General features: G+C 72.1%; 12 protein-coding genes. 8 read left to right on the top strand and 4 right to left on the bottom strand.

Features of this window, described 5'->3' with window-relative positions; all coding sequences use genetic code 11:
• Positions 1 to 68 precede the first annotated feature (68 nt).
• Positions 69 to 1,568 (bottom strand): SulP family inorganic anion transporter, encoded by a 1,500-nt coding sequence (locus tag ACFYMO_RS05015; RefSeq protein WP_388544632.1) that lies wholly within the window; start codon positions 1,566 to 1,568, stop codon positions 69 to 71.
• 452 nt (positions 1,569 to 2,020) lie between these two features.
• On the opposite strand from ACFYMO_RS05015, the gene ACFYMO_RS05010 reads away from it, so the two are divergent.
• From ACFYMO_RS05010 to ACFYMO_RS05000, 3 genes are all read left to right on the top strand, one after another.
• Positions 2,021 to 2,743 carry a spermidine synthase gene (locus ACFYMO_RS05010; RefSeq protein ID WP_366770043.1) on the top strand — a complete coding sequence of 241 codons (723 nt, stop codon included), beginning with the start codon at positions 2,021 to 2,023 and terminating at the stop codon, positions 2,741 to 2,743.
• A 108-nt stretch (positions 2,744 to 2,851) separates the two neighbouring features.
• Positions 2,852 to 3,046, top strand: coding sequence for a DUF1059 domain-containing protein (locus ACFYMO_RS05005; protein WP_366770044.1), 195 nt, complete (start codon positions 2,852 to 2,854; stop codon positions 3,044 to 3,046).
• Between the two features lie 261 nt (positions 3,047 to 3,307).
• Positions 3,308 to 3,613: a hypothetical protein gene (locus ACFYMO_RS05000; RefSeq protein ID WP_366770045.1), complete on the top strand. Its 306-nt coding sequence runs from the start codon at positions 3,308 to 3,310 to the stop codon at positions 3,611 to 3,613.
• 280 nt (positions 3,614 to 3,893) lie between these two features.
• Here the strand turns inward: ACFYMO_RS05000 and ACFYMO_RS04995 are convergent, their stop codons facing one another.
• Entirely contained in the window at positions 3,894 to 4,871 is a 978-nt protein-coding gene (locus tag ACFYMO_RS04995; RefSeq protein ID WP_366770046.1) for a DUF5996 family protein, read from the bottom strand.
• Positions 4,872 to 5,042: 171 nt separating this feature from the next.
• Positions 5,043 to 6,149, bottom strand: coding sequence for a LacI family DNA-binding transcriptional regulator (locus ACFYMO_RS04990; RefSeq protein WP_366770047.1), 1,107 nt, complete (start codon positions 6,147 to 6,149; stop codon positions 5,043 to 5,045).
• A gap of 277 nt (positions 6,150 to 6,426) precedes the next feature.
• Between ACFYMO_RS04990 and ACFYMO_RS04985 the strand changes: the two genes are divergently transcribed.
• The 4 genes from ACFYMO_RS04985 (at position 6,427) to ACFYMO_RS04970 (ending at position 11,241) form a co-directional block, all read left to right on the top strand.
• Positions 6,427 to 7,755, top strand: coding sequence for an extracellular solute-binding protein (locus ACFYMO_RS04985; RefSeq protein ID WP_366770048.1), 1,329 nt, complete (start codon positions 6,427 to 6,429; stop codon positions 7,753 to 7,755).
• A complete protein-coding gene (locus ACFYMO_RS04980) occupies positions 7,736 to 8,731 on the top strand; it encodes a sugar ABC transporter permease (RefSeq protein ID WP_366770049.1) in 996 nt (331 codons plus the stop codon). The genes ACFYMO_RS04985 and ACFYMO_RS04980 overlap by 20 nt, the downstream gene beginning before the upstream one ends.
• Positions 8,732 to 8,741: 10 nt before the next feature.
• The gene (locus tag ACFYMO_RS04975; protein WP_037707245.1) at positions 8,742 to 9,638 is read left to right on the top strand and encodes a carbohydrate ABC transporter permease; all 897 of its coding nucleotides are present in this window, start codon (positions 8,742 to 8,744) and stop codon (positions 9,636 to 9,638) included.
• A gap of 160 nt (positions 9,639 to 9,798) precedes the next feature.
• Positions 9,799 to 11,241: a GH1 family beta-glucosidase gene (locus ACFYMO_RS04970; RefSeq protein WP_388544280.1), complete on the top strand. Its 1,443-nt coding sequence runs from the start codon at positions 9,799 to 9,801 to the stop codon at positions 11,239 to 11,241.
• A 73-nt stretch (positions 11,242 to 11,314) separates the two neighbouring features.
• Here the strand turns inward: ACFYMO_RS04970 and ACFYMO_RS04965 are convergent, their stop codons facing one another.
• Positions 11,315 to 12,220 carry a phosphatidylinositol-specific phospholipase C gene (locus ACFYMO_RS04965; protein ID WP_366770051.1) on the bottom strand — a complete coding sequence of 302 codons (906 nt, stop codon included), beginning with the start codon at positions 12,218 to 12,220 and terminating at the stop codon, positions 11,315 to 11,317.
• A 261-nt stretch (positions 12,221 to 12,481) separates the two neighbouring features.
• On the opposite strand from ACFYMO_RS04965, the gene ACFYMO_RS04960 reads away from it, so the two are divergent.
• Complete coding sequence (locus ACFYMO_RS04960; RefSeq protein WP_366770052.1) at positions 12,482 to 14,095, top strand: MFS transporter; 1,614 nt, start codon at positions 12,482 to 12,484, stop codon at positions 14,093 to 14,095.
• Positions 14,096 to 14,272: the final 177 nt, after the last annotated feature.

Here is a 14,272-nt window from a genome sequence, read left to right as displayed (position 1 = left end):
AGGGCGGATGGCTGTGCGCACCGGCGGGGTCGGTTGCCGGGCGCCCGCCGCGGGGCGCCCGGCGCGGTTCAGTGGGCCTCGGTCAGCTGCCCGGCGAGGCGCTCGTGCATGTCGGCGCTGTGCTCGTTCAGTCCGGTGATGGTGACCTTCTTGCCGTAGCCGGCGTACTTGGTCTGTATCCCGTCCAGTGCGGCGACGGAGGAGGCGTCCCAGATGTGCGCGCCGGAGAGGTCGATGACGATGTCGTCGGGATCGTTCTTGTAGTCGAACTGGTAGACGAGGTCGTTGGAGGAGGCGAAGAAGAGCTCTCCGGTGACCGAGTACACCGCCTGCGTCCCGTCGGGGTCCGTCACACCGGAGACGTTGACCAGGTGGGCGACCCGCCGCGCGAAGGCGATCATGGCCACGACCGAGCCGACCACCACGCCGATGGCCAGATTGTGGGTGGCGATCACCACGATCACGGTCACCGCCATGACCACGGTCTCCGCGACCGGCATCCGCTTGAGCGTCCGGGGCAGCACGGAGTGCCAGTCGAAGGTGCCGACCGCGACCAGGACCATCACCGCCACCAGTGCGGCCATCGGGATGTCCGAGACGATCGGCCCGAAGACCAGGCACAGGACCAGCAGGAAGGCTCCGGCCAGGAAGGTGGACAGCCGGGTCCGGGCCCCCGACGCCTTCACGTTGATCATCGTCTGGCCGATCATGGCGCAGCCGCCCATCCCGCCGAAGAGGCCCGTGACGATGTTGGCGACGCCCTGACCCACCGACTCGCGGGACTTGTTGGAGTGGGTGTCGGTGATGTCGTCCACCAGCTTGGCCGTCATCAGCGACTCCATCAGCCCCACCAGCGCCAGTGCCAGCGCGTACGGCGCGATGACGGTGAGCGTGTGCAGGGTGAGGGGCACATCGGGCAGACCGGGCACGGGCAGCTCGGAGGGCAGCTCCCCCTTGTCCCCGACCGTGGGCACGGCGATCCCGGCGGCGAGGGTCACGACCGTGAGAATGATGATCGCGACCAGCGGGGCCGGAACCACCTTGGTGATCTTCGGGAAGAGCACCATCATGGCCAGACCGGCGGCGATCAGCGGGTAGACCGTCCAAGGCACCCCGGTCATCTCCGGCACCTGCGCCATGAAGATCATGACGGCCAGCGCGTTGACGAACCCGACCATGACGCTCCGCGGCACGAAGCGCATCAGCTTCGCGACCCCGAGTGAGCCAAGGACCACCTGGAAGACCCCGCCCACGATGACGGCCGCGACGAGATAGCCCAGCCCGTACTGCTGGTTGAGCGGGGCGACCACGAGCGCCACCGCGCCGGTGGCCGCGGAGATCATCGCCTTGCGGCCGCCGACGAAGCTGATGACGACGGCCATCGTGCAGGCCGCGTAGAGGCCGACGCTGGGATCGACCCCGGCGATGATCGAGAAGGAGATCGCCTCCGGGATCAGCGCCAGCGCGACGACCAGTCCGGCCAGTACCTCGGTACGCAGCACCTTCTGCGATTCGAGGAAGTCGGGCCGGCGGATCCGCGGCAGGGACGGGCGCGGGCCGGTGGCCATGGGAGTTTCAGCGGACATGCATCCGTTTCCGTTCAGGCGTACGGCCGGGCCGTACGCGTCGTACGTGCGTGGTCGACTCCGATGCGGGAAGGGCGCACGCCGGGAGGCCCCGTGCCGGTCGAGCCCGTCTCCGCGCGGTCCCGCGCGGCCTGCTGCACCGCGCACGTTCCGCACAGCACAGCGCCTCCGGCAGGGCTGAGCGCCGAAGCTCGGGCCTGCTGCACCGGAGGCGGTTCGGAAGGTATTTCGGCGGCGACGGAGACGGCTTCCCGCACCGTCACCGGTCGATCGGGCCCGCCGGTCGGCGGCCCGGAAGTCCTGCTCGCCCTCACCGGCCACGGCCTGCGTGGGCGGTCTCGGAGCTCGGCGGCGGCGTTCCGCGCGCCCGTACACTCTATCCCAGTGCGCCGGATGATCTCGATCCGCTCTCCGCGCGGGGATAGATTGGCCCGATGAGCGCGCGATTCGAAGAGCTCGACTGGCAGCCGACGGACCTGGGGGAGATCAGTCTGCGGCGGCGCCGCGACCCGTCCTCCGGGGCGGACGTGTACGAGGTCAAGCTCGATGACGACTTCCTCATGTCCAGTCTCTTCACCGAGGGAGAGGTCGCACTCGCCCGGCTCGGCCTCGCCGCGGTGCCCGGGCACGAACTGGACGTCGTCGTGGGCGGACTCGGCCTGGGCTGGACGGCCGATGCCGCGTCCCAGGACCCGCGGGTGCGCTCACTCCTGGTGGTCGAGGCGCTCGAGGCGGTGATCGGGTGGCACGAGCGGGAACTGGTACCTGCGGGCGCCCGGCTGGCCCCGGACACCCGGTGCCGCCTGGTGCACGGCGACTTCTTCGCGCTCGCGGAGAGCCCGCAGGGATTCGACCCCGACTCCGCGCACCGGCGCTTCCACGCCGTCCTGCTGGACATCGACCACTCCCCGCGGCATGTCCTGCGGCCGGGCAACGCGGCGCTGTACGAGCCCGCCGGACTGCGCCGGCTGGCCCGCCACCTGCACCCCGGCGGAGTGTTCGCGCTGTGGTCCGACGACCCGCCGGACGAGCGCTTCCTCTCCGCCCTGGGCGAGGTCTTCCAGGACGCCGAGGCACACACCGTCCGGTTCGACAATCCGGTGCTGGGCGGCACCTCGGCCAACACCGTCTACGTGTCCCGCACTCCGCAGCCGTGACGCACCACCGCCCCCGCTCGGTGCCGCAGGGGTTTGCCTGCCCCGGTCCGCCGCGCGACCCTGGAGACGAGAGGTATCCGGCACCCGGCTCGAAGGAAGGTGCCTGTGATGCGCAAGGTTGCGGACTGCAGGGATTACCCGAGCGAATCGAACTGCACCCTCACCATCGCCGGTGAGGAGGACGAGGTGGTCCGGGCAGCGGCCGAGCACGCGGCCTCCGTCCACGGCCACACCGACACCCCGGAACTGCGCGAAGAGGTGCGCAGGATGCTCAAGGACGAGAGGACGCCGCAAGCGGCCTGAGCGTCCGCTCCCGCACACCGGCGTCGGGGCCCAGGAGTTCCGACGCCGACCGCTGGTACCCGGCGCCGGGTGGCAGCCCGGCGGGCCCGGCCGGCCGTGGCCGCGGAAGTTCCGTCGTCCGGCCGGAGGCCCCCGCCCCGAGGACGGTGCCGCAGGTCGGCATCCCCGGCGCGACGGCGCGATCGGGCGAAGTGCGGCGGTGCGGGCGGCGTGAGGCGTGGCCGCGCGTCGGACCCGAACGGCGGCGCGTACGCTGGACATATGTCTGACCCGAAACAATCCGAGCTCGACACCCTCTACGCGGACGCCGACGCGGGTGTGCAGGAAGCTCGGCAGCGCGTGCGCGACGCGTCGGTAGGCAAGGACAGCGCCAGGCTGGACACCGCGCTGGACGAGCTGGAGGCCGCACTGGCGCACCGAGAGGCGGCACGGCTCCGGACGCGGGAAGACGCCTGGATCCTCACCGCGCTCGGCGCGGCCAACGCCATCGACCCGGAGTTCCACGGAACCGACGCGCAGCAGTCGTCCGACGCGGACTCCGGCGGGGAGCCCCCGCTCACCGGCTGAGGCCCCGCACCTGTCCTACGTGCTGCCCGGACCCTGCTGCCGCAGCGGCCTGAACCGAATACGCCCCGGCCGGGGTTGTGGGGGTGGCTGCGACTGCCCGCAGTGACCCGGCCCGCGCCCGCAGTCCGCACCGGACGCGGCCCGCACCCAAGCGGGGTGCCGCGGAGCCGGGCGGAGAGCCGCCGGGACAGGCGGGCGCGCGGCGCGGATGGAACCCGTCCGGCGCGGGGGCACCTGGCGGTTCCTCCGCGCCGGACGGGAGCTGCGAAGCGGACGGCGGTCAGCCGGACCGCCCCTCCACGGACAACGACCGCTCCTGCACGTCCCAGCGGTGCGGATCGTCCTCGAGTTCGGCGCGGTTCCAGTCGCCGTGCACGGCCGCCGCCTCGTAGGTGGTCTGCAGGAAGTCGGTCAGCACCCGGTCGGGCTCGGGGTCGGTGCGGACCGCCTCGTACGGGAGCAGGAACTGGCCGTTCTGCTCGCTGTAGAAGGCATCGCCGGGAAGCACCGGATGTTCCCGGAAGCCGTCCGGCTCCGGGTAGGCGTAGGCGTAGAACGCCCCTTCCGCACCGCCGCCCGGCCAGAAGCCGCAGCTGCTCAACTCCCTGGAGTAGCCCTCCAGCATCACCCAGTCCCCGCAGTGCGGCGCGCCGCCGGGGTGGGGCGGGGCCGAGCGGCCCGAGAACCGGGTGCAGGCCAGATCCATGGCACCCCAGAAGAAGTGCACGGGGCTGACCTTGCCCACGAAGCGGGAGCGGAACTGCCCCAGGACGCGCTGCGCCTGCAGGAGCTGGCGCCAGAAGAGCTGGGCGGCCTCCGGGTCGTAGGAGGCGTGCACGGTGTCCTCGGGGAACGGGATCGCCTGCTCCACCTCATTGGGCCGGGGCTGGATCGGCGTGCGGACGCCCACCTCGTGCAGGGCCCGCATCGTCTCCTCGTAGAACTGCGCGACCGGTTTGGCCTCCAGCCGCACCCGCCGGGCGGCTCCGTCGCTGGTGCGGATCCGCAGGGAGTGGTCGACGAAGTCGAATTCGATGTCGAACGCTCCGGTGCCGTGCGGAATCGTGGAGGTCGTGAGCCCGCTCGGGGTGACGTAGAGCGTCACCTGCCACCAGTGGTTGACCAGGGGCGCGTGGGCCAGCCGGATCTTGCCGATGATCTGGGTCCACATGTGGAGGGTGTCCCGCGTCCCGGTCCAGTCCGCCACCCGGAGCCGGGGCCAGGCGCCACGGCTGTGCGACGTCGTCAGCTCTGTCATCGCCACCTCCTCGCCGGGGTTCGGCGTTCCCCACCGATGGTGGGTCCGGTCCGGCGGGCCCACAACTCGGGGAACCGGACGACGCCGCGCGGGCCGCCGGCGCGCCACACCGTGTGCCGGCCCGGTGACCGGGCGGAGCGCGGTGACCGGGGCAGCGGCCCGGCGGCGGGTTCAGGAGGAGCGGCGCCGGACCAGTTCGGTGGGGAGCACCAGGTGGGGCTGCCGCTCGGCGCCGGGCGCGGAGCACGGCGGGTGCTGCTGGGCGTGCGCCATCAGGTCGAGCAGCATCCGGACCATGGCCCGCCCCATCTCCTCGATGGGCTGCCGCACGGTGGTCAGCGGCGGATCCATGTGCCGTGCCACGGCCGAGTCGTCGAACCCGACCAGGGCCACGTCCTCGGGAACGTCCCGCCCGGCTTCGCGCAGCGCCAGCCGGGCTCCGGCGGCCATCACGTCCGAGGCGCAGAAGACCGCGTCCACCTCCGGGTCGCGGGTCAGCAGTTCCCGCATGGCACGGTGCCCGCCCTCCTCCGTGAAGTCGCCCTGCGCGACCAGGGGGCCGTCCGCGCGGGGGCCGCCGTCCGCCGCGTCCGGCGGCGGGGCGCCCTCCCGTCCGGCCGCGCGGAGCGCCGCGTGGTAGCCCGCCAGCCGGCAGCGGGCCCCGTAGATGTCCGGCGGCCCGGTGATGGTGGCGACCTTCCGCCGCCCGCGGCCGATCAGGTGCTCGACGGCGAGCTGGGCGCCGAGCAGGTTGTCGGAGTCCACGTAGGGCAGCTGCTCGGCATGGGAGCGGCGGCCGCCGAGCACCGCGGGCATGCCGACCTCCCGCAGCAGGTCGGGCAGCGGATCGTCGCCGTGCACGGAGACCAGCAGGACGCCGTCCACCCGGTGCGCCGCCGCGTACTGGGCGAAGCGCTCGCGTCCGCGCTGGTCGCGGATGAGGGTGAGCAGGAGCTGCATGTCCGTGTCGCCGAGTTCGGCGCTGACCCCGCGCAGGATCTCGGAGAAGTAGGGCTCGGCGAACAGGCGGTTCTCCTGCTCCGGGACGACGAGCGCGATGGCGTCCATGCTTCCGGCTGCCAGTGCCCGCGCGGCGCGGTTGGGGACGTAGCCCAGTTCCGCCACGGCGGCCTGGACCGCGCTGCGGGTGCGTTCGCTGACCCGGGGGGAGCCGTTGATGACCCGGGAGGCGGTGCCCCGCCCCACGCCCGCACGCGCGGCGACCTGTTCCAGGGTCGGCCCGGATTTCCCGGCGCCGTCCGCGCGGGCTGCTGGCATGGACGCATCCTCTCCTTGTTCCCGGGCCCTGCGGGTGCCCGGTCCACCACCTGCCGGGCGGCCGCCGCGCCGCCGTGCGACAGGCCGCCACCCATGGGGGCCGGCCCCACGTGTCGGGCCCATTCAACTACATCCGCCTGCTCCCGGACTCCGGGAGCGCTCCCTTGTCAGATCTCTTGACGCGGCTCCGTTCCTCACACATGCTGCAACGCATCGATGGGAGCGCTCCCATTTCAGCGCTTCCCGCTTTCGCAGGTCCGGGAGGGACGGCACAGCCATGCGTACGACCAGGAAGAGAACCACGGGGCGACCGCTGCGCAGCGGGCCCCTCGCCTGCGGCCTGGCGGCCGTACTGGGGGCGGGCGCGCTGACCGGGTGCGCCCAGGACAGCGGCGGCTCCGGCGGCGAGGACGGCAGGACCACCCTCTCGGTCGGGGTGTTCGGGGTCTTCGGCTACAAGCAGGCCGGCCTCTACGACGAGTACGAGAAGCTCCATCCGGACATCCGGATCAAGGAGAACTCCACCGAACGGAACGAGGACTACTACCCGGCCCTGCTCAACCACCTGACGGCCAACAGCGGACTGAGCGACATCCAGGCCGTCGAGGTCGACAACATCAACGAGGTCGCGGGGCTGCACGCGGACAAGCTCGTCGACATGGCGAAGGTCGAGGGGATCCGCAAGTCCGACTGGCTCGACTGGAAGTGGAACCAGGCCAAGGCCGACAGCGGCCAGGTCGTGGGCCTCGGCACGGACATCGGCCCGATGGGTGTCTGCTACCGCAAGGACCTGTTCGGGAAGGCAGGACTGCCCACCGACCGCAAGGAGGTGGGCAAGCTGTGGCAGGGCGACTGGTCGAAGTATGTCGACGCCGGTGAGACGTACATGAAGTCCGCGCCCGAGGGCACCGCCTTCATGGACGGCGCAGCCGGCCTCTACAACGGCGCGGTCTCCAGCTATCCGGTCAAGTACTACAGCGCCGACGGCAAGCTGGTCTACAAGAAGAGCGAGGGCGTCCGCGAGTCCTGGGACCTGGCCATGCGCGCGATCAAGGGCGACATGACCGGCAAGCTCAAGCAGTTCGACAAGGAGTGGGACCAGGGCTACGCCAACGGGGACTTCGCCAGTGTGGTCTGCCCGCCCTGGATGCTCGGCTACATCAAGGAGAAAGCCGGGGACAAGGGCGCGGGCAAGTGGGACGTGGCCGCGGCGCCCAGGCCCGCGAACTGGGGCGGCTCGTTCCTGACCGTCCCCAAGGGCGGCAAGCACCGGAAGGAGGCCGTCGAGCTGGCCAAGTGGCTGACCGCACCGGAGCAGCAGGCCAAGCTGTTCGAGAAGCAGGCCAGCTTCCCCAGCTCGCAGGCGGCCTACGCGCTGCCCGAGGTCAAGGACGCCAAGCACCCGTACTTCGACGACGCGCCCATCGGGAGCATCTTCTCCGAGGCCGCCGAGGGCATCCCCACCACTCCGCTCGGGCCGAAGGACCAGGTGATCAAGACGACGATCTCCGACATCGGCATCCTCCAGGTGGAGCAGCAGGGCAAGAAGCCCCAAGAGGGCTGGGACGCCGCGGTGAAGAAGATCGATGACGTCGTCGAGGACTGAGCCGCTCCCCCGCGTGCGGGAGGCCGGGCGCACCGTCCCGGCGGACGGCGGCCGCGAGCGCTCCCCGGAGCGCCGCGGCCGGCGGCGCCACCGGTGGGACGCCCGGTTCAGCCCCTACGCGTTCGTCGCGCCGTTCTTCGTGTTCTTCGCGGCGTTCGGCCTCTTCCCGCTGCTGTACACGGGCTGGGCCTCGCTGCACAAGGTCTCGCTGCACGACCCGACCCGGATGGAGTGGGTCGGGCTGCACAACTTCTCCAGGCTGCTGGAGGACGACTTCTTCTGGAACGCGCTGCGCAACACCCTGACCATCGGCGTGCTGTCCACCGTGCCGCAGCTCCTGATGGCCCTGGGGCTGGCCCATCTGCTCAACTACCGGCTGCGCGGGTCGACCTTCTTCCGCGTCGCGATGCTCACGCCCTACGCCACCTCGGTGGCCGCCGCGACGCTGGTGTTCACGATGCTCTTCGGCCGCGACTACGGGATGATCAACTGGGGTCTCGGACTGCTCGGCATCGAGCACATCGACTGGGAGAACGGCACCTGGACCTCCCAACTGGCCGTCTCCTCCATCGTCGTGTGGCGCTGGACGGGCTACAACGCGCTGATCTACCTGGCCGCCATGCAGGCAGTCCCGGACGACCTCTACGAGTCCGCGGCGCTGGACGGGGCCAATCGCTGGCAGCAGTTCCTGCACGTCACGATCCCCGCGCTGCGACCGACGATCCTGTTCACGGTGGTCGTCTCCACCATCGGCGCCACCCAGCTGTTCGGAGAACCGCTGCTGTTCGGCGGGTCGCAGACCGGCGGCGGTTCGCACCAGTACCAGACGCTGGGGCTCTACCTCTACGAGCAGGGCTGGTTCGACTTCCAGCTCGGCCGGGCCTCCGCCATCGCCTGGACGATGTTCCTGCTCCTCATCGTGATCGGCCTGGTCAACTGGCTGATCGCGCGACGCCTCAACAGCACCGGCAAGTGAAGGGATGGACATGCTGCCGACGACGGCCCGGCGCCGCGCCCGCGGAGCGGGCACCGGGGCGGCCCCCCGCAGGGCAGGCAGTGCCGGACGGCACCTGCACGCGGGACGGCTGACCTACGCCATCCTGCTGCTCTTCACCGCCGGTTCGCTCTTCCCGCTGATCTGGACGGCGATCGCCGCCTCCCGGAACAATCAGCGGCTGGCCGAGACGCCGCCGCCGTTCTGGTTCGGCGGCAACCTGTTCAGCAACATGGCCACGGCGTGGCAGGACGCGAACATGGGCAAGGCACTGCTGAACACCACCTTCGTGGCCGGCAGCATCGCCCTGAGCACGGTGGTGTTCGCCACGCTGGCCGGATACGCCTTCGCCAAGCTCCGCTTCCGCGCGAAGAACGCGCTGCTGATGACGGTGATCGGCACAATGATGGTGCCGCCACAGCTCAGCGTGGTGCCGCTGTTCATGGCGATCGCCGAACTGGAGTGGACCAACCAGCTCCAGGCGGTGATCCTGCCGATGATGGTCAACGCCTTCGGCGTCTTCTTCATGCGCCAGTACCTGGTCAACGCGCTGCCGACGGAGCTGATCGAGGCCGCGCGCGTGGACGGTGCGCACAGCCTGCGCGTCGTCTGGCACGTGGTCTTCCCCGTGGCCCGGCCCGCGATGGCCGTCCTGGGGATGCTGACCTTCGTACTGGCCTGGAACGAGTTCTTCTGGCCGATCATCGCGCTGACCCAGGACAACCCCACCGTGCAGGTCGCCCTGACCGGCCTGGGGCGCGGATACATCCCCGACGAGTCGGTCATCATGGCCGGCGCCCTGCTGGGGACGCTGCCGCTGCTGCTCGCCTTCACCGTGTTCGGCAAGCAGATCGTCGGCGGCGTCATGCAGGGAGCCGTCAAAGGCTGACCCGAGACCGTGCGCGACGGGCCGTGGGACCCGGCCGCACGGACCGGAGCCGTGCGAGAGGCCGTGTGGGGCGGCCTCCCGCACGGCTCCACCACCCCGAACCACCCCGCACCACCACGAGTCAGGGCACAGCCGTGCCCGCAACCCCGGGAGCGCACCTATGACCTCCGTACAGGCCGAATCGGCGACGGGCACCACCGCCCCGCTCCGCTTCCCGAGCGGCTTCCTGTGGGGCGCCGCCACCTCCGCGTACCAGATCGAAGGCGCCGTACGGGAGGGCGGACGGACCCCGTCCATCTGGGACACCTACTCACACACCCCCGGCAGGGTGGCCGGGGGTGACACCGGGGACGTGGCCTGCGACCACTACCACCGCTACCGGGAGGACGTGGCGCTGATGGCCGAACTGGGCCTGGGCGCCTACCGGTTCTCCGTCTCCTGGCCGCGGGTCCAGCCCACCGGGCGCGGACCCGCGGCGCAGCGCGGGCTCGACTTCTACCGGGCGCTGGCCGACGAACTCCTCGGCGCGGGCATCACCCCGCTGCTCACCCTCTACCACTGGGATCTGCCGCAGGAGGTGGAGGACGAGGGCGGCTGGCCGGCACGGGAGACCGCCCACCGCTTCGCGGAGTACGCGGGCCTGGTCGCCGAGGCGCTCGGCGACCGGGTGGAGATGTGGACCACGCTCAACGAGCCGTGGTGCAGCGCGTTCCTCGGCTACGGGTCCGGCGTGCACGCGCCCGGCCGCACCGACCCGGTCGAGGCGCTGCGGGCGGCGCACCACCTCAACCTCGGGCACGGGCTCGCCGTCCAGGCGCTGCGCGCGGCCCTCCCCGGCTCCGCCCAGATCAGTGTGAGCCTGAACCCGGCGGCCGTGCGCCCGCGCACCGGCACCCCGGCCGACCGCGACGCGGCCCGCCGCATCGACGCGCTGGCCACCCGGGTCTTCACCGGGCCGATGCTGCACGGCAGGTACGACACGGACCTGCTGGAGGACACGGCGCAGCTCACCGACTGGTCCTTCGTCCGAGAGGGCGACCCGGCCCTCGCCCACCAGCCGCTCGACGGGATCTGCGTGAACTACTACACGCCGACCGTCGTCTCCGCCGCCCCGGCCGGCACCGAACCCGAGCGCAACGACGGGCACGGCGGCAGCGCGCACTCCCCCTGGCCGGGCGCCGACCGGGTCGCCTTCCACCAACCGCCGGGCAGCCGGACGGCGATGGGCTGGAGCATCGACCCCGGCGGTCTGACCGAACTGCTGCTCCGCTTCCACCGGGAGGCGCCCGGGACACCGCTGTACGTGACCGAGAACGGGGCCTGCTACCCCGACGCGCCGGACGCCGAGGGCCGGTTCCACGACCCGGAGCGGCTCAGCTACCTACAGCGCCATCTGCAGGCCGTGCACCGGGCCGTCGAGGAGGGCGCCGATGTGCGGGGCTACTTCACCTGGTCGCTGCTGGACAACTTCGAGTGGGCCTGGGGCTACGACAAGCGCTTCGGACTGGTGCACGTCGACTACCCGACGCAGCGCCGCACCCCCAGGTCCAGCGCCGCCTGGTACGCGCGGGTGGCCCGCTCGGGGGAGCTGCCGCCGGAGTGATCCGCACCTGTGCGGCGGCCCCGTCCGCGGGGAGCGCCGGCCTGCGGGGCCGCCGCTCCCCGCGGGGGCGGACTCAGCTCGTCGGATTGTGCGCGAGGACGGCTTCGAGGAGCCCCGGCTCGGACTGCGGAAAGTCCATCGGAATGATGCCGAGGCCGGTACGCCCGGCCATTCCGGAACCGTCGAGGAACTTCCGCACCTGCGGGTTGAGCCGGTCCGCGTTCCAGGCGGGCGGCAGCCCGGCGGCGGTGCTCGTGAAGTTGACGTACCAGGGGCCGGGTTCGTCCGCCGCCTGGCGGAACTGCTCGGTGATCCTGTCCCACTTGGCGAACGGCTCGGCCTGGTAGTCGTCCTGGACGTCGAAGAGCTCCGGGTCGGCCCAGCGGACGCCGGGCAGACCGCCGTTGTCGGCGAGGAGCACGACCTTGCCGCGCGCCTCGCCCAGCGTCGGCGGCGTGCTGCCGAGCCGCAGGAGGGAGCGCCAGCCCTTCTCGTCCAGGTACACGTCGAAGATCCGGCGGAACTCCTCGTCGCCCACCGACGAGTACTCCTGCTTCACCCGCATCAGGACCGTCTCGCCGGGGTGCCGGGCGAGGAAGTCCCGGCAGGCGATGAGCACGTCACCGAACATCAGATGCTGGTAGAACGCGCCGTGGTGGATGGCGAACACCCCGTCGATGGCCCGGCAGCGCACGTCCAGGAACCGGATGCCGGCTGCCAACTGCTCGCCTATCAGCGTGTCCTGGCACTCCACCCAGGCGCCGCCGTACCGCGCACCCGAATCGTGGCTGCCGGGGATGGTCAGCGAGCGCAGCGGGGTGGCGGCCGGCAGCGGTGCCATCCAGTCCTGCGGGCCGGCCCGCCGCCGGGTGCGCGCCCGGGCTCCGCTCTGCGCCACGGCGACGCCGCCGGCCGCGGAGGCCAGCACCCCGGCCGCCGGCAGTACGGCCGCGCCCCTGAGAAATCCCCGCCTGTCCATATACGCATCCCCCGTCGGTCCGTGTCGATGTCCGCGCACATCATGGTCGAGCGCGCGGGGCGGTGGAAGAGCGCCTCGGGAGCGGTGACCGTTCACCGGCCCTGCTGTGACGGGCCCACAACATGCGGTCGGGTGTCCGCGGCCCCCGGCCGCGCGCCCCGGGCGCGGCCGGCCACCACCGGGGCGCCTGACCGGGAACCGACGCCACCCGCCTTACGATCGCCGGGAGGGCAGGCGGGTACGGAAGTCGGGAGAGGGACCATGGAGGCGCACCAGAACACCGCACCCGGCACCGTCCGCTTCCGGTCGGCCACCGGCAGGTGGGTGCTCATGGCGACCGTCCTGGGCTCCGCCATGGGCTTCCTCGACGCGACCGTCGTCAACGTGGCGCTGCCCGTGATCGGACGGGACATCGGTGCCGGTGTGTCGGATCTCCAGTGGGTGCTCGACAGTTACCTGCTCACGCTCGCCGCGCTCATCCTGCTCGGCGGCTCGCTCGCCGACCGCTACGGGCGCAGGCGGGTGTTCACCCTCGGCGTCGTCTGCTTCATGATCCCCTCCGTACTGTGCGCGCTGGCGCCGACCGCCGGGATCCTCATCCTGGCCAGGGCGTTGCAGGGCGTCGGCGCCGCGCTGCTCACCCCCGGCAGTCTGGCCATCATCCAGTCGACCTACCGCTCCGCCGACCGTCCCGCGGCGATCGGCGCCTGGTCCGCGCTCACCGGGGTGGCCTCGGCGCTCGGCCCGATCGTCGGCGGCTACCTCATCGACGCCTTCTCCTGGCGGTGGATCTTTCTCATCAACGTCCCGATCGGGCTCGTCGTCATCGCGGTCACCGCCCGCCGGGTCCCGGAGAGCCGCGACCCCGCCGCGACGGGACGACTGGACGCATCCGGCGCGGGGCTGGCGGTCCTGGGGCTGGGCGGAGTCACCTACGCACTGATCGAGGGGCCGCGCGGCGAGTCGCCTGGCTGGCTCACCGGCGCCGCTCTCGTTCTCGGCCTCGCCGCCCTGGCCGGGTTCGCACGCACCGAGCGCCGTGCGCCCAGCCCCATGCTGCCCCCGGGCGTCTTCACAGCCCCCCAGTTCCTCAGCGCGAACGCCGTCACCTTCGTGGTGTACTCCGCGCTGGGCGGGGTCTTCTTCCTGCTCGTCGTCTTCCTGCAGACCTCCCTCGGCTACACACCGCTGTACGCGGGCGCGGCGTCCCTGCCGGTGACCCTGCTGATGCTCGCCCTCTCCTCGCGGGCCGGTGCACTGGCCCAGCGCGTCGGCCCGCGCATCCCGCTGACGGTCGGGCCGATGCTGCTGGCGGCCGGCATGCTGCTGATGCTGCGGATCGAGGTGGGCGAGGGCGGCGTGGGCGGCTACTCCGCTGCGGTGCTGCCCGCCGTGCTGGTCTTCGGACTGGGCCTGGCCACCACGGTCGCACCGGTGACCGCGACCGCCCTGGCGGCGGCGCCCGCGGAACACTCGGGCGTGGCGTCGGGCGTCAACAACGCCGTCTCCCGCGTCGCCCAGCTCGCGGCCGTCGCCGCGCTGCCCGTGCTCGCCGGGATCAGCGGCAGCGACTTCCAGGACCCGCGCGCTCTCGCGGCCGGCTTCCGGACGGCCATGCTCATCACGGCGGGCCTGGCGGTGGCCGGCGGGCTCCTCGCCTTCGCGACGATCCGGCGCGACGTCCTGGCTCCCCCGTCCGTGCCGGAGCGGGCCGCCGAGGAGCGCCCGCCCGGGCCGGCGGAGCCCTGCCCGTACGAGTGCCCGCTGGCGGGCACACCGCTCCGGCCTGCCCCCGCCCCGGTCTCGGCTCCGTCGTCGGCCCGGCGGAGCGGTCCCCCGCCCGGCCCGGGACCGTCGGACTCGGCCCCGTCCTAGAAGACTGATGAAGATCTTGGCTTCCAGGCAGTGTCCGCGGTCGGTTCCGCGTCCGTCCGTCCGGCCGGGCCACCGCGGCTGACCGCCCATCAGTGCGCGCGGCCACACCCGGGATGCCCGCCGGTGCCCGGCGAGGGAGCGCGACACGCGTAAGTTCGTCGGCGCGGAACCGTCTCT

Source organism: Streptomyces sp. NPDC007025 (assembly GCF_042869455.1).
Taxonomy (GTDB): domain Bacteria; phylum Actinomycetota; class Actinomycetes; order Streptomycetales; family Streptomycetaceae; genus Streptomyces.
The sequence above is the reverse complement of the archived record's forward strand: the minus strand, read 5'-3'. Positions and strand labels throughout refer to the sequence as shown.

Bases quoted from the DNA above. Each gene is read 5' to 3' on its own strand.
- ACFYMO_RS04990 (WP_366770047.1), bottom strand. From the start codon at position 6,149: ATGCCAGCAGCCCGCGCGGACGGCGCCGGGAAATCCGGGCCGACCCTG.
- ACFYMO_RS04995 (WP_366770046.1), bottom strand. From the start codon at position 4,871: ATGACAGAGCTGACGACGTCGCACAGCCGTGGCGCCTGGCCCCGGCTC.
- ACFYMO_RS04960 (WP_366770052.1), top strand. From the start codon at position 12,482: ATGGAGGCGCACCAGAACACCGCACCCGGCACCGTCCGCTTCCGGTCG.
- ACFYMO_RS04970 (WP_388544280.1), top strand. From the start codon at position 9,799: ATGACCTCCGTACAGGCCGAATCGGCGACGGGCACCACCGCCCCGCTC.
- ACFYMO_RS04975 (WP_037707245.1), top strand. From the start codon at position 8,742: ATGCTGCCGACGACGGCCCGGCGCCGCGCCCGCGGAGCGGGCACCGGG.
- ACFYMO_RS04985 (WP_366770048.1), top strand. From the start codon at position 6,427: ATGCGTACGACCAGGAAGAGAACCACGGGGCGACCGCTGCGCAGCGGG.
- ACFYMO_RS05005 (WP_366770044.1), top strand. From the start codon at position 2,852: ATGCGCAAGGTTGCGGACTGCAGGGATTACCCGAGCGAATCGAACTGC.
- ACFYMO_RS05015 (WP_388544632.1), bottom strand. From the start codon at position 1,568: ATGGCCACCGGCCCGCGCCCGTCCCTGCCGCGGATCCGCCGGCCCGAC.
- ACFYMO_RS04965 (WP_366770051.1), bottom strand. From the start codon at position 12,220: ATGGACAGGCGGGGATTTCTCAGGGGCGCGGCCGTACTGCCGGCGGCC.
- ACFYMO_RS04980 (WP_366770049.1), top strand. From the start codon at position 7,736: ATGACGTCGTCGAGGACTGAGCCGCTCCCCCGCGTGCGGGAGGCCGGG.
- ACFYMO_RS05000 (WP_366770045.1), top strand. From the start codon at position 3,308: ATGTCTGACCCGAAACAATCCGAGCTCGACACCCTCTACGCGGACGCC.
- ACFYMO_RS05010 (WP_366770043.1), top strand. From the start codon at position 2,021: ATGAGCGCGCGATTCGAAGAGCTCGACTGGCAGCCGACGGACCTGGGG.